Genomic DNA, 13,463 nt, shown 5'->3' with positions numbered 1-13,463 from the left:
GCGTTTTATTATGTAGAAGCGAACTGACAGATGCGTTAAACCGTGTGCTTAGTGCCACTATTTACGTGCCAGTTTATGATGTGCCCGAGCAAAGTGACCCGCACAAAATGCACCAACGATCGACAATTCACCAGCCAGACACAATGCGGCCGCGACTTCGGCAAGTGCTTTAGCTTTACCATTTCCATGTAAACCTAGAATATCAAGGCAAGCTTTTTGAGTTGGTAATCCTGTACCACCGCCGACTGTCCCCACCATGATGTTTGGTAATGTGACCGACGCATAAAGATCCCCGCGTGAGTCTACCTCCATACGGGTAATGCCAATGGCTGATTCAGCAACGCACGCAGCATCTTGTCCGCAAGCAATATAGAGTGCGGTTAACGCATTGGCATAATGAGCATTAATGCCAATCGCGCCACTAAGTAGTCCACCAACTGTGTTCATCTTGCCAAACTTCACCATCGTTTCTGGCGTGGTATGCAGATACTTTTTTACCAGTGCGGCAGGAATAGTTACATCGGCTGACACTTTTTTCCCACGTACAGAGCGCAAAGTGTAGGCGTTGGCTTTTTTGTCTCCCGACAAGTTACCATCCAAAAAGGCATCAACCGGTACAATAGGGCAGTGCTCTAAGATATAGAGAAATATGTTTTGCGTGGCTATCGTCACCATGTTTTGACCTGACGCGTCACCGGTTAGGTACTCAAAAATCAAGTAAACATGGTTACCTTCAATATTGACATTGATGTCTTTTAATTTGCCATGCGTGGTAGTTGATTCAGCGACTTCACGGAATATATCGTATTGGGTTACAACCCAACTGACAAAGCGAGCGGATTCTGAAAGTGACTGAAAAGCAAACACAGGAGTACGGCTTACTCCCTCGTTAATAAGTAAAGTGCTAACACCACCAGCTGCAGTGATCAGCTTGGCGCCACGGTCATAAGATGCCACTAAGGCAGCCTCGGTTGTGGCGAGTGGAACAAGGAAATCATCGTTAGCAAATAAACCGTTGATGCGAAGCGGTCCCGCAATGCCGACAGGAACGTTTACAGTGCCAATGAAGTGCTCGATATTGTTGGAGTACGCTTGAAAGTTTTGCTGTGTAAAAGAATCCAGTAACAGGTCTTTGTCCGTCATGGATTCTAATACTTGCCAGCGACGGTCAAGGAGTTTGTCGGAGAGACCGGCATTTAAGCAGATCTTCTTTTTCGGTTTGTGGAATTTTGCTTCGAGCGCAGATTTAACTTTCTCACAGCTCTCAATATCGGAGAAGACAGAGTAATTCCTTGCACGATTTAGATTCAGTTTCGGCATTCAATGGTTTCTTTATTGGTTCAGCATGAATTGGTCGTGATACCGAGTTTGATTACAATGCAATCTATACGTTTTGCAATAAAAGTATGCTCTACAACCAAGGGGCTTTGTTTATTATTTTGATTAACGGTGCATTTTAACTAACTTGAGCGCGTTAAGTGGTTGGAGCAGGGTATCTTTGTGGGTGTCATGGTTTGACGCTTTAGTGCTGTTTAGTAATATTATCTTAATAATTAGAGGTTTAACTGCATAAAAACGCTTGTAGTTAGCAAAATGAAACATGTTACAAAAAGTTCGGCTGATATTACAAACTATTGGCAACGGTAAAGACGTGGTGTTGGTTATAACCATTATGTTGTTCAACTCCATGTCTAAGAAGTTTCATTAGCGTGATTTATCTCAGAACTCTAACTCTATTCTGATATTAATTCCGCTCATTTAACCTAAGATATTTAAGATATTATGCCTAAAAGAGTTTCGATAAGCGATGAAAAAGAAGATTAGCATAGCATTACTCGCAGCCCTTACCTGTACCTCTACGTTTGCTGGGTGGAGCAAGGTTAACTCGACGTTTGATGAACTTACGGATGCCGTGTCTGAAGGAGCCCAAAATGCGTGGGACATTACCAAAGACTTCTCTAAACAGGCTTGGAAAGATCTATCTCATTGGTCTAAGGATGCGCTTGCGACTCTGGGTGAATGGACGGATGCCAGTGTTGAACAAAGTAAAGAATGGCTAGATGCTGCTGAGAATGAAATCGAAGAGTTAATTGAAGGCGATACACCGGAAGAAGCAAGGCAAGCTATCGATTTAATGGCAGAAACTGCGTTAGTAAAGCTGTTTAATAATGAGCCCAATGCCAAGTTACTCTATGACAAATCGTATGGTTATGCGGTATTTGACTCTCGCAAATTTTCATTGATGTTTCATACCAACTCCGGGTCAGGCGTGGCAATAGAAAAACAAAACGACAAACGTACCTATATGCGCATGTTTGGCGTGGGCGTTGCGATGGGGATTGGAGGCAAATTTTATCAACAAGTGGTTTTATTTGAGTCGAAACAAAATTTCGATGACTTTGTTGAAAAAGGTTGGGAGGCAGCGAGTGAAGCCTCTGTCGTGGCGGGCGACCAAGGTGAAGAACTGAGTGCGCACTTTAATAGTGGCGTGGCAGTCTACCAATTGGATACCAAAGGACTGTTGATTGACGCAAACGTATCGGGTTCAAAATATTGGGTAAATGAAGAACTGACCAACTCACAATAACATACAATTCCCTTCTTGCTCGCGAAAAGGGAATGTTAACCCTATGTCGATGAGTTAGATTCTTTAGCGAGAGGCTGTAGTGCAGTCGTCAATAATTACATTTAAAAAGTAAGGTTGTTTTTAAGATAATCGATGAGTTTTGATGCTCTAGTACTTAGTAGCTGTCTTCGATGCCAAATAGCATAGACCTCGCGCTCTTCACCTTGCCAGTTTGGTAGAACTCTGACTAGTTTGCCGACTTCAAGCTCGCTTCGTACCTCCGTTAACGGAAGTAATGCTATACCGAGACCATCAATGATGAATTGTTTTGCTATCTGTAGGTCATTAAGTTTGACTCGTTTTTGCGTCGGTTTAAAAGTGGTTTTGTTTAGTAAGTTAGAATACGAATACAAATCCCATGTTGTCAGTGGCTCAATAACCACGAGATTCGCCTTTTCAAGCTCTTCTGGCTGTAGAATTTCATCAATAGATTCTAAGTAATCTGGGCTCGCAACAAGTACAGTTTTGATTGTGCCGATTTTAAACTGCGTTAAGTCTGAGTCGTCTTGCTTGCCTACGCGAACAGCAATATCCGCGTTTGACGAGTAAAAGTTGGTTAACGCATTACTTAACTCCAGTTCTAACTCAATTTGCGGATTTTCTTTCAGATAATGCGAAAGAGGAGCTTGTAAGCTGCTTGCAAATAAATTAATAGGGGCGAGCAGTTTAATGTGTCCTTTATCCCCAGAAACATCGTCTAATAATTCGTTAACGATTGAGTTGATAGAGTTGACGTGGAAATGCGTTTTTTCGTAAAGCTTCTGTCCTTCTCTCGTCATTTCGAAAGTGTGACTATTTCTGTTCAATAACTTACAAGCAAACTCATCTTCCAATGCCTTGATACGCCTACCAATAGTAGATGACGGGATTTTTAGGCTTTTACTGGCGGTCTTAAAGCTACCAGCTTCGACTACGGATATAAACAGTGAAATGTTGCCATGCATAGTTAACACCATATTTGGGTTTGAAAGACCCAATTTAATGTATGTAAATCATAATTGAATCTCACTATAGTAATTTACACATCATTCGGCAACTAGAGACCACTTATGAAACAGCGAATCCTATTTACAGTTATCATGTCTTTTTTCTTGTCATCACTTATGACGCTATGGATTACGTATTTGAACTTAGGGAGCACGCCTGACTTTTTGTCATTGTGGGGACGAGCATTTTTGTTAGCTTGGCCGGCAGCTGGCGTTATTTCTTTTTTTGTCTCCCCCCTTGCACAAACGATCACCCAAAAAGTTCTTCAGTAGCATTTGTGCGATTGGTATCGGTTATGCCTGCAACTATTTCAGTTTCTGCACGCTAACAATCTCTTCACTTACCCAATTTAATAATTTTTTGATGGCGCGTGATAATACCTGATTTTGCCTAACAATATAGCCAAGGCTGGTGGTTGGAAACTCGGTTAATGGGGTAATGGTTGTTTTGAGATTCAGCTTGGGATGAAGCGAAAACTCCGGCACGATGGCGACGCCAAATCCCGCTTCTGCCCAGTCAATTTGGGCATCCACACTGCCTACTTCCATGACGCGATATTTTGGCAGGTTTAACGTTGGCAAAGCGAGATCGAGTAAGTCACGAGTTCGAGTATCATGTCCAAGCAAAATAAGGGTAGGTTCGTCTTGCCCATTTACCAGTCTGCCTTGCTGCCAATCTTGCAACCCGTCGCCTAGTGCACACCATTTTATCTGCTGTAACTCGGTGAAATGTAGCGGTTGGCTTTCTTTTTGTGCCATCACAAAGCCTAAGTCAGCCTTGGCACTTTTTACCAATTCTGCGGCTTGTGACGACGTGGTATTGAGAAGTGAAAAGTCAATACCAGGGAACTCTTCCTTAAAAGATTGAAACGGGGCTATCAATAATAACCGCGAGATAATGTCACTGGCAGCAATCGTCAACGTACCTTGGCTTAAGTCATTAATCGCGTTGATTTCTGCCTGACAGATTTGCAGTTCCATCAGCGTACTTTGCGCACTTTGCAGCAGACGCTTACCCGCCTGAGTGAGTCTAAACGGATTACGCTCAATCAATTTAACGTGGGTAGCTTGTTCAAGTTGTTTAATGTGTAAGCTAACGTTGGGCTGGGTCATATGAAGTTCAATGGCTGTTTTACCAAAGTGCTCCAAACGAGCTAATACCACAAAGGTATTGAGCCAGTTGAGATCTAACATAATTGTCCTCCATTTGGTTGGAACTAGATCGCAGATATCAATATAACCCGATATGAAATTCTTATTAAGGTTATAACGATTATTAATTTTTCTTATTGTGAGCGGAAGTTTAGGATAAGTCCATCGCTTTTAAGGAGAGTTAATTATGTCGTCTATTGTTGTTGTTGGTGCAAACTGGGGTGATGAAGGTAAAGGCCGAATCGTAGATTTTTTGGCAGACCAAGCATCCGCAAGCATTCGTTTCCAAGGTGGTAATAACGCAGGTCATACTGTGGTAAACGACTTTGGCACATTCAAATTGCACCAGCTTCCTAGTGGCGTATTTAACCCTGATTGTATTGCTGTTTTAGGTCCGGGTATGGTTATCAGCCCTGCGTCTCTATCTCAAGAGATTGTCGAGGTTGAAGAGTCTGGTGTGAAAGTGAAGCTTTGCATCTCTGACCGCGCAACACTTTGTCTGCCGTTACACGCTCTAGAAGATACATTAGAAGAGTTGCGTTTAGGCGATAAAGCATACGGTTCAACTCGTCAAGGTATTGCACCTGCATATGGCGACCGTGTAATGAAAAAGGGCATCTTAGTTGGTTGGTTAACGCAACCAGAAGTTCTGGTTGAACGCATCCAATTCATGTTGGATTGGAAACTACCGCAACTTCGTGCGCTATACCCAACATTTGAATTTGCTCAAACAGCACAAGAGATGGCTGATTGGTTGCTTGAAGTTTCAGCGCCATGGCGTGATTCGATCTGCAACGTAACGCTGCCTTTGAAAGAACTGCAAGCAAAAGACAAAACGTTATTGTTTGAAGCGCAACTTGGCGCGGGTCGTGACCTTGTTTACGGCGAATACCCGTGGACGACTTCTTCTAACGTTGTGTCTATGTACGCAGGTATTGGTAGTGGCCTACCAGCACTGCGCCCTGAACGCGTTATTGCTGTGGCGAAAGCATTTAGCTCATCAGTTGGTACTGGTACGTTAATTACCGCTATGGAAGAGCAAGATGCATTCCGAGAGCTAGCGGGTGAGTTCGGCGCTACAACTGGTCGTCCTCGTGATATGGGTTACTTTGATGCAGTAGCAACTAAAAACGGTGTTGAATTACAAGCAGCAACTGAAATTGCTCTAACCAAAATTGACTGTTTGACAGATCTAAAAGATCTTAAGATTTGTGTTGCTTACCAAGGCGAGCACAGTGAGAACCCAATTTGGCCACAAACGGCAGAATTAGCGCCTGTTTATGAGCAAATGGAAAGCTGGAGTGAAGATATTACTGGTTGTCGTGAATTTGATGAACTACCAGTAGCGGCACAAAAATACGTTTTACGAATTGAAGAACTAATGGGTGTACCCGTGAAAATGGTTTCTGTTGGTCCTGAACGTGAGCAAATGATTATTCGTTAATCGTCGTTCTAAAAGAAAAAAGGCTGAACCAGTGATGGTCAGCCTTTTTTAATATATCACACTAAATATGAGTGTATGTTTTAGTACGAGTTCCTAGCACTGCTCAAAACGTGCGTTGAAAAAGCGCAGCCATTTCGGTTCATAACTGAATTGCAGACCTTTGATTTGCTCGCGTTGCTGATAAAAATCAATGATATTCTCCGCAATCACATCCATATGAGAGTAGGTGTAAATACGACGAGGAATGGCTAAGCGCACAGTCTCGAGTGAATGCGCATCTGCCTCAGCATTACGCCCAGCAGAAACAATGCCACGCTCCATTGCTCGAATACCCGTTTCTACATATAGGCTAGCCGCAAGGCTTTGTGCTGGAAGTTGATCAAGAGTTAAGTGCTGACAGAAACGACTCGCATCAAGAAACACAGCGTGTCCACCTATTGGTTCAACAATAGGTACGCCAGCAGCCTTTAATTGTTCACCAAGGTAACGTACCTGTTTTACTCGGTGTTCAATATGCTCTCGTTGGATAGATTCACGTAAACCAAGTGCTATCGACTTACGCATACCATTCAACGTTGCCTCAGTGTCTTGATCGGTCGATGTAGGCATGCCAGTGTAAAGCATAAGTGTGTCAGTAGCGTCATCAAACAACTCGTCATCGTTGAGGCACAGCAATCCACCACTGTTAACCAAACACTCCTTCTTGGTGCCATTAACGGTACAGCCATCAGCGTAACTCAACATCTCTAACACAATATCTTGGATAGATTTATCTGCATAGCCTTGTTCTTGCTCGCTAATATAGAAGGCGTTCTCCATGCAATGCGTGGCATCGAAAAAGACTTTAATGCCATGCTGAGTCGCAAGTTGACGAACTCCGCGCATATTCTCAAGAGAGACAGGTTGACCGCCAGCAGAGTTCACTGTTGCAGCAAGGCGGATATAAGCAATAGATTCTGCACCTTTCTCTGCAATTAGAGCCTCAAGTTTGGCAAGGTCAATATTGCCTTTAAACGGTATATCTAGTGCGGCGTTGTGAGCTTCGGGGCGTATAATATCGATGAAAGTCGCCCCTTGTCTTTGTTGATGAAAGCGATGGCTGCTAGAGCACATGTTACCGAGCACATACTGCCCAGGTGCAATAGTGAGCGTCGACAATAGGCTTTCAGCGCTGCATCCTTTTTGAGTAGCGATAACGTGTTTGAAACCAAACAACTCACGCACTGTTTCTGATAACGGACAAGATTTGATTGAGGTATCTTTGATCATCATGCTGGCCAATTGGCGCATGCTCATTGCACTATTACCAGAGTCCGTTAATAGATCGAAATACACATCTTTGCTCTCTAGCAAAAATGTATTGTAGCCAGCTTCTTCCATTTTCTGAGCGCGTGCTTCGCGATCAATCGTAGGAACGGTCTCGACAGTTTTAATACGGAATGGCTCTGCTGGGTAAATCATTTGTATCACTCCAATGCATTTGTACAGATTTGGAAATAATCAGGCGAACATTTTCTATTTTGAAGATGTTAATACAAGTTGTTTGTCTATCTAGAGCGGAATTATGCCGTGATCATTTGAGATACTTGATCCAGTTCTCAATTGGGGCGCGCTCTCAGGCATGGATTCGCGGGGTAATTAGGTGGGAGAATGTAAGTAGCAACGGCACAACTTCAAGGAGAACCGGCATAATATCTGTATTTAGTATTCTATTACTCTATAAAGTTGGGCTATAACAGCGTAGGATCACGTTACTTTAGACTGAATACTAGGTTTGCACTCAGGTGCATAAATATATTAATAAATGAAACTAACAGCAAAACCATCACTTAATAACGCTCTACTTATTTCTATTACCACGCCGGATTTTAAAGGTGATGAGGCAAAGGAATCTCTCGCCGAACTTGCTCGTTTAGTGACAACCCTAGGGTTTAAAGTGGTTGGGACACAATCACAAAAGCAGAGTTCGACACAAAATATAAACGTGCTGGGCGTCGGAAAGCTGGCTGAAATTGCGCACCTAACGGGTAATCAAGGTTCAATTGAAGATACTGAATATGACGAGTTTTTTGATGAAACCGATTTTTCTGATCTTCCCGAAGAAGACATGCCGCAGTCATATGCAGATGTGGTGGTGTTTGATTGCGATTTAAGCCCATCTCAACTACGTAATGTAGAGACCCATTTAGGCGTAGACGTATACGACCGTACTGGCATTATCATTGAGATATTTAGCCGCCACGCGCGTACGCGAACCGCACGCTTACAAGTTGAAATTGCCCGTCTTAATTACTTAGTTCCACGACTTCGCGAGTCAGCAAGTGGCGACAAAGAACGCCAAATGGGGCAGGGTGCAGGCGAAACCTCGTTAGAGCTTGACCGCCGTAAAGTTCGTGACCAAATCGCGGAACTAAAGCGTGAGTTGGTTAGTGTACAGAATGAGTTAAAGAACCGCCGCGCACAACGTTCAGAACTGTTCTGTGTTGCTTTGGTTGGTTATACCAATGCGGGCAAATCATCAATGATGCGCGCAATTACCGCAACGGAAGTGGTTGGTGAAGATAAGTTGTTTGCGACTCTTGATACTACGGTACGTGCGCTACAACCTATTACTCAACCTCGGATCTTAGTGTCAGATACCGTTGGTTTTATTAAAAAGCTTCCTCATGATTTGGTCGCATCGTTTCATTCAACGTTAGCGGAAGCGCACGATGCTTCATTACTCTTATATGTTGTTGATGCTTCGGATCCAACATTCCGTGCGCAACTTGATGTGGTGCATGATGTTCTGGGGCAGGTTGGCGTTGAAAACAGCGAAAAACTGCTAGTACTGAACAAGTCAGATCGCTTGAGCATTGAGCAGCAGCAGGCGCTGATGGAAGAATTTCCTGATGCAATGCTCACCTCAACTCGTGACCCTCTTGATATCAAAAAACTGCACAAATACATTGTCGGTGTTGCTGAGCAAGGGATGATTGAAGAAGAAATTATTGTACCTTACACCGCGAATGGCGTGATCGGCGAAATCCGTTCAAGCATGAGTGTGACTAAGGAAGAATACGATTATGAGAACATTAAATTAACGGTACGCTCAAGCGCGGTTGATTTAGCAAGATTAAAGAAGCGTATGCAGAACCTTTAAACAGTATCGCCTCGATTTTGGTTGTTGCTCAATGATTCTGCGGGCTCTGAGTAATCAGTTTCATTGAGAATAACCAAGATCATCGCCTGTCTCTAAGATAAAGATTTTGCAACAAAGTATCGCTTATTCAAATTATCGAAAGGTGTATAATCAACCGCATACTAAAAACTGTCGATGTATACCCAAGTCACCTCAAGATGCTTAGTTCAGTGAGAGTTGTTGGGTATAGTGTAAGACAGCCTTGGAGATTGGATTGTTCATGCAATTAGAAAACATCGATAAGCAATTATACCGCTCACGTTTAAACATCGTTATTGTCGCTTGTATCGCCAGTTTGGTGGTTTTGAGCTTAGCTATTTCTCAGACATTGATACTGCTCTCGCCTTTCGAATCTGGCTCTAACTTTTATTGGAATTTACTTGGGGTAGTTGTTAGTGCGATTGTGGTCGGTATGACACTGATCAAGCTCAAAACACACCCGAAAATGCGCGAAGTGGCGTATGTATGGGACCTGAAGCAGGCACTAAACTTGATCTACAGAAAGAACCGTAAGCTACTTGTTGCTGCCAAGCAAGGTAATGAAGACGCTATGTTAGCGCTTCAGTTTAGTTACCAAGGTTCGCGTCAATTATGGAAACTCGACGACAACACCATCACACTAAGTAGTCTTAATGATGCGCAATTGCAGCTCGATAACTGGGTTAAAGAGTACGATGTTCATTTAGATATTACCCAATATCATTCTGAACTATTAAAAGCCTTTTAATCGGCATAGCAATAAGACTTTGACATATTAATGCTCACGCGATTTAGCCTAGCTTAGCCACTCAAGCTGGGCATTTGATGAGTTTGAACACTCAGACCTTATCACACGGGTATTCTCGTCAATATCTATGCTAAAATGCCGCCATCAGCTATATGAATGACACCCCATTTGTTTACCTGAAGGTAGCAGTAGACCTACCATATTTTTAGTAAAGGTATAAAACATGAGCAAATTAAGTTCAGCTGAGCGTAAAGAACGTGATAACGAGCGTTTCTCACAACGTGTAAGTGAGCGTCGTGAAAAAGGTGAAGATGTAGTCGCGTATGCGCTTACTAATAAAAAAGCAGTGAAATTCTTAACCAAATCAGAAAAAAAAGCACTGAATGAACGTAAAGCGGCTGTTCAAGAAGAATTAAAACTCAAAGAACAAGAAGAACTGCAAAGAATTGAAGAAGCATTTACCCTTAAGAATAACGCAGAGTAGATGCTTTCCTAGCTTTCCTATCCATGGGGTAGGAAAGCTTGTTAAACTCCAATCAGCTACAAGCGTTAATGATATTTACCGCTTTTGAGCGACCACTCAAGCTCCTATCTAGAACCAATAATTTCTAAAGCTATCCCACATAAATCTCCATCTGATTTCGTATACTTGACCAAACGAACTAATTAAATTTTACTGAATGCATAACAGCAGTGTCTAACTTTAGGCAGATACAAGGTTGCTGTGCTGTCAATAATACGCGTTTCGCGAGGTGAGAACGCACTATACGTGGAAATATGGACACTTCAGTAACTAGATATAGTGCCTGTGGCTCTGTTAGTTACGATGTAAGTGTGGCAGATCCTCGGTAGCGGAACTCATATCATTCGTTAGCAAATTGCGCAAAAGTCATAAATATCGAACCATTTCATATGCTACAAGTTTCATTTTTTGTTGATGTTTTAATTGAGGAATATAGATATGAAACCTAGTTACGCCCTTGTGTTAAGTGCAGTTATAATTACTTCAGGTATCGCAACATCTCAAGCGATACAGCCAGATAATACTATTGAGTCTTGTGCTAGCCTGTTACCCGAAGGGCATGAATTCACACTCAATATAGAAGGTGAGATCAATACTAAATTGAGCCCTAGAATGTTCAATGGCAATTTAGGATTGTCTGACGGAACAAATATTGAAGATCCAGAGTTACAAAAAAGTGTGATGCCTTTTATAGAGTGTGTATCACCTCTTTTGAAATAGTTACTAACGAATCAGGATTAAGCGTTGGCAGCCAACGTTTGATCCCGTGTTTTGAACAAGTCCGAATCCTTCTGTTTATTGTAAGATTGGTCATAGCTTGAGCCTTTCTCAAAGTGATTTGAAGCACGATTGGGTTACGATGTTGGTCTTACCCATACGTTACCTCATCAGTTGATTTCAGCGGTGGTTATTTCGGAGATGTTATGAAGTATAAGGGCAGTTGTTTGTGCGGCGGTGTTTCAATTGAAGTTACAGGACCTATAAAGCATGTCATGTATTGCCACTGTGATATGTGCCGAAAGGCTCATGGGTCATCATTTGCTTCTTTTGGATTAGTCTCCGAGGACGATTTCCAGATAAGTGGAACAAAGAATATTCGCTCATACAAATCATCGGCTAATGTTACACGTACATTTTGCAATGTTTGTGGCTCTAATATTGAATGGTCAGATCATAGTGAGTTCAACAGTGGTTGTCGTTCGTTTGCGCTTGGGTTACTGGACACTGATTTTGCCCCTGATAGTGAAGAGCACATTTTTGTATCAAGTGCGCCTGAATGGGGCCGATGTAGTGCGCGAATAGAAGAACACAGCTAACACAACGGCTATTTGTAGGATGACTAGACATTTTTCGGTTAACCTGAACTGTGTTTAAGGTTGTATTTCTTTTGGCATTATTTCGCTGGCGTTGTTGGAATATCCATTAGCGCCATGAATGCTGCCCCCCTTCTTGGTTTGATTAAAGGCAATAGTTCTAATCGTGGAGAAGACAAAGATCATTCGTTATCCACACGGAGGAAATATGGAAATTGAGACTGTAAAACTTACTGATTTAAAGGAAGTGACGATTCTCGTTTCAGACGTATCAGATATTGATGTACTCCCATTGCTCAATCCACAAGGAAAGAAAGAGTATCGAGAACGCGTTCTACCAGATTTAACTACTACCTTTGATAGTGATAAGTTTTTGTCAATTAAGGCAGTTTCAGACGGAAAATTGGTTGGTTTCGCAGCTTTGTGTGACGGTAATTATCTGACGCACTTATTTGTATCAAAACTTTTTCAAGGTTCAGGGGTAGGGGGGAATTTATTGAGCTTTCTGTTAAAAGCTACTGAAGCAAATGAAATTAGCCTGCGCTCGTCAGTCACTGCTGTTTCTTTCTATAATCGCAACGGCTTTATCGCAACGGGTGAAGAGGCGGAATTTAATGGGATTAGGTTTGTGCCAATGACTTTGGTGCGTACATAAGAAATACGGGTTAAGTGGCGCGTCGCCGAGATTAAAACCCGAACATATTCTTGGTGAGATCAACGTTAACAGTTCGAATTGTGGTCATAATAACCTTTAACTCTTCCGCATGTACTTAGTCACTATGGCTTTCGTTAGATAGCCAACATGGAAGTAAACTGATCAACCAGTACTTAAAATATGGAGATATTTGATAATGAGAAGGGAAAATAAGGTTCGCCAACTATTTAAAAATAATTTAGGTTTTCTAGTGTTCTTTCTGACTCTAGCGTTTTTCCGAACCGCTGTAGCGGACTGGAATCATGTCCCAAGTGCTTCAATGGAGCCGACCTTATATGATGGTGACTGGTTGATAGTTAATAAAACCGCATACGGTCCTACTTTACCATTTGTAAATATTCGCCTATATGAGTCAGGGCACCCTAAGCGTGGAGATATTGTTACGTTTGTTCCGCCTCACACGGATGATTTATATGTAAAGAGGGTGGTTGGTGTACCAGGTGATGAAATAGGATTTTCAGGTCGCGATATATCCGTAAATGGGAAGAAGTTAGAATTTACGCCGGTTCTTTTTGAACCATCGAATGAAATAGGTATCGAGCAATTAGACGGTAGTAGTCATTTAATTCAGTATGGTCAAGGTGGTCAATTACCAAGCATCAACGGTACTTTTACTGTTCCTGAAAGCAAATATTTTGTACTAGGCGATCACCGAAACAATAGTGCGGACTCTCGGTACTGGGGCTTTGTTGAAGGTAACAATATTATGGGTAAAGTGACTCACGTTGCATTCTCGATTTCAAGTAAACGTTCTTCTGAGCGGTTTGCCATTTCGGTTGAATAAACCTTTGATAAA

At 42.3% G+C, this 13,463-nt stretch carries 14 protein-coding genes; 10 read left to right on the top strand and 4 right to left on the bottom strand.

Going from position 1 to position 13,463, the window contains the following annotated elements; genetic code table 11:
- Window positions 1-57 precede the first annotated feature (57 nt).
- Window positions 58-1,320: a hydroxymethylglutaryl-CoA reductase gene (locus L4C38_RS04280; protein ID WP_428796296.1), complete on the bottom strand. Its 1,263-nt coding sequence runs from the start codon at window positions 1,318-1,320 to the stop codon at window positions 58-60.
- A gap of 487 nt (window positions 1,321-1,807) precedes the next feature.
- Here L4C38_RS04280 and L4C38_RS04275 point away from each other — a divergent pair, with 487 nt between their 5' ends.
- Window positions 1,808-2,587: a lipid-binding SYLF domain-containing protein gene (locus L4C38_RS04275; protein ID WP_428796295.1), complete on the top strand. Its 780-nt coding sequence runs from the start codon at window positions 1,808-1,810 to the stop codon at window positions 2,585-2,587.
- Window positions 2,588-2,688: 101 nt separating this feature from the next.
- On the opposite strand, the gene L4C38_RS04270 is transcribed toward L4C38_RS04275, so the two are convergent.
- On the bottom strand, window positions 2,689-3,570 hold the full coding sequence (locus L4C38_RS04270; RefSeq protein ID WP_428796294.1) for a LysR family transcriptional regulator: 882 nt from the start codon (window positions 3,568-3,570) through the stop codon (window positions 2,689-2,691).
- 105 nt (window positions 3,571-3,675) lie between these two features.
- On the opposite strand from L4C38_RS04270, the gene L4C38_RS04265 reads away from it, so the two are divergent.
- The gene (locus tag L4C38_RS04265) at window positions 3,676-3,885 is read left to right on the top strand and encodes a DUF2798 domain-containing protein (RefSeq protein WP_428796293.1); all 210 of its coding nucleotides are present in this window, start codon (window positions 3,676-3,678) and stop codon (window positions 3,883-3,885) included.
- Between the two features lie 33 nt (window positions 3,886-3,918).
- Here L4C38_RS04265 and L4C38_RS04260 read toward each other — a convergent pair whose 3' ends face one another.
- Window positions 3,919-4,806: a LysR family transcriptional regulator gene (locus L4C38_RS04260; protein ID WP_428796292.1), complete on the bottom strand. Its 888-nt coding sequence runs from the start codon at window positions 4,804-4,806 to the stop codon at window positions 3,919-3,921.
- Window positions 4,807-4,951: 145 nt separating this feature from the next.
- Between L4C38_RS04260 and L4C38_RS04255 the strand changes: the two genes are divergently transcribed.
- On the top strand, window positions 4,952-6,208 hold the full coding sequence (locus L4C38_RS04255; RefSeq protein WP_428796291.1) for an adenylosuccinate synthase: 1,257 nt from the start codon (window positions 4,952-4,954) through the stop codon (window positions 6,206-6,208).
- A gap of 93 nt (window positions 6,209-6,301) precedes the next feature.
- On the opposite strand, the gene L4C38_RS04250 is transcribed toward L4C38_RS04255, so the two are convergent.
- Window positions 6,302-7,669, bottom strand: coding sequence for a tryptophanase (locus L4C38_RS04250; RefSeq protein ID WP_428796290.1), 1,368 nt, complete (start codon window positions 7,667-7,669; stop codon window positions 6,302-6,304).
- A 343-nt stretch (window positions 7,670-8,012) separates the two neighbouring features.
- Here L4C38_RS04250 and hflX point away from each other — a divergent pair, with 343 nt between their 5' ends.
- The 7 genes from hflX (at window position 8,013) to lepB (ending at window position 13,451) form a co-directional block, all read left to right on the top strand.
- Window positions 8,013-9,350 (top strand): GTPase HflX, encoded by a 1,338-nt coding sequence (hflX, locus tag L4C38_RS04245; protein WP_428796289.1) that lies wholly within the window; start codon window positions 8,013-8,015, stop codon window positions 9,348-9,350.
- Between the two features lie 259 nt (window positions 9,351-9,609).
- Complete coding sequence (locus tag L4C38_RS04240; RefSeq protein WP_428796288.1) at window positions 9,610-10,116, top strand: DUF3087 domain-containing protein; 507 nt, start codon at window positions 9,610-9,612, stop codon at window positions 10,114-10,116.
- A 223-nt stretch (window positions 10,117-10,339) separates the two neighbouring features.
- Window positions 10,340-10,600, top strand: a complete 261-nt coding sequence (locus tag L4C38_RS04235) for a DNA polymerase III subunit epsilon (RefSeq protein ID WP_428796287.1) — start codon at window positions 10,340-10,342, stop codon at window positions 10,598-10,600.
- 477 nt (window positions 10,601-11,077) lie between these two features.
- Window positions 11,078-11,359 carry a hypothetical protein gene (locus L4C38_RS04230; RefSeq protein WP_428796286.1) on the top strand — a complete coding sequence of 94 codons (282 nt, stop codon included), beginning with the start codon at window positions 11,078-11,080 and terminating at the stop codon, window positions 11,357-11,359.
- A gap of 203 nt (window positions 11,360-11,562) precedes the next feature.
- Window positions 11,563-11,955 carry a GFA family protein gene (locus tag L4C38_RS04225; protein WP_428796285.1) on the top strand — a complete coding sequence of 131 codons (393 nt, stop codon included), beginning with the start codon at window positions 11,563-11,565 and terminating at the stop codon, window positions 11,953-11,955.
- A 205-nt stretch (window positions 11,956-12,160) separates the two neighbouring features.
- Window positions 12,161-12,607: a GNAT family N-acetyltransferase gene (locus tag L4C38_RS04220; protein ID WP_428796284.1), complete on the top strand. Its 447-nt coding sequence runs from the start codon at window positions 12,161-12,163 to the stop codon at window positions 12,605-12,607.
- A gap of 196 nt (window positions 12,608-12,803) precedes the next feature.
- Window positions 12,804-13,451, top strand: a complete 648-nt coding sequence (gene lepB, locus L4C38_RS04215; protein ID WP_428796283.1) for a signal peptidase I — start codon at window positions 12,804-12,806, stop codon at window positions 13,449-13,451.
- The last annotated feature ends 12 nt before the right edge of the window (window positions 13,452-13,463 follow it).

Source organism: Vibrio kasasachensis, assembly GCF_050337565.1.
Taxonomy (GTDB): domain Bacteria; phylum Pseudomonadota; class Gammaproteobacteria; order Enterobacterales; family Vibrionaceae; genus Vibrio; species Vibrio kasasachensis.
Note: the sequence above shows the minus strand (reverse complement) of the source record. Positions and strands in the feature narration are given on the sequence as shown.

Bases quoted from the DNA above. Each gene is read 5' to 3' on its own strand.
- L4C38_RS04280 (WP_428796296.1), bottom strand. From the start codon at position 1,320: ATGCCGAAACTGAATCTAAATCGTGCAAGGAATTACTCTGTCTTCTCC.
- L4C38_RS04275 (WP_428796295.1), top strand. From the start codon at position 1,808: ATGAAAAAGAAGATTAGCATAGCATTACTCGCAGCCCTTACCTGTACC.
- L4C38_RS04270 (WP_428796294.1), bottom strand. From the start codon at position 3,570: ATGCATGGCAACATTTCACTGTTTATATCCGTAGTCGAAGCTGGTAGC.
- L4C38_RS04265 (WP_428796293.1), top strand. From the start codon at position 3,676: ATGAAACAGCGAATCCTATTTACAGTTATCATGTCTTTTTTCTTGTCA.
- L4C38_RS04260 (WP_428796292.1), bottom strand. From the start codon at position 4,806: ATGTTAGATCTCAACTGGCTCAATACCTTTGTGGTATTAGCTCGTTTG.
- L4C38_RS04255 (WP_428796291.1), top strand. From the start codon at position 4,952: ATGTCGTCTATTGTTGTTGTTGGTGCAAACTGGGGTGATGAAGGTAAA.
- L4C38_RS04250 (WP_428796290.1), bottom strand. From the start codon at position 7,669: ATGATTTACCCAGCAGAGCCATTCCGTATTAAAACTGTCGAGACCGTT.
- hflX (WP_428796289.1), top strand. From the start codon at position 8,013: ATGAAACTAACAGCAAAACCATCACTTAATAACGCTCTACTTATTTCT.
- L4C38_RS04240 (WP_428796288.1), top strand. From the start codon at position 9,610: ATGCAATTAGAAAACATCGATAAGCAATTATACCGCTCACGTTTAAAC.
- L4C38_RS04235 (WP_428796287.1), top strand. From the start codon at position 10,340: ATGAGCAAATTAAGTTCAGCTGAGCGTAAAGAACGTGATAACGAGCGT.
- L4C38_RS04230 (WP_428796286.1), top strand. From the start codon at position 11,078: ATGAAACCTAGTTACGCCCTTGTGTTAAGTGCAGTTATAATTACTTCA.
- L4C38_RS04225 (WP_428796285.1), top strand. From the start codon at position 11,563: ATGAAGTATAAGGGCAGTTGTTTGTGCGGCGGTGTTTCAATTGAAGTT.
- L4C38_RS04220 (WP_428796284.1), top strand. From the start codon at position 12,161: ATGGAAATTGAGACTGTAAAACTTACTGATTTAAAGGAAGTGACGATT.
- lepB (WP_428796283.1), top strand. From the start codon at position 12,804: ATGAGAAGGGAAAATAAGGTTCGCCAACTATTTAAAAATAATTTAGGT.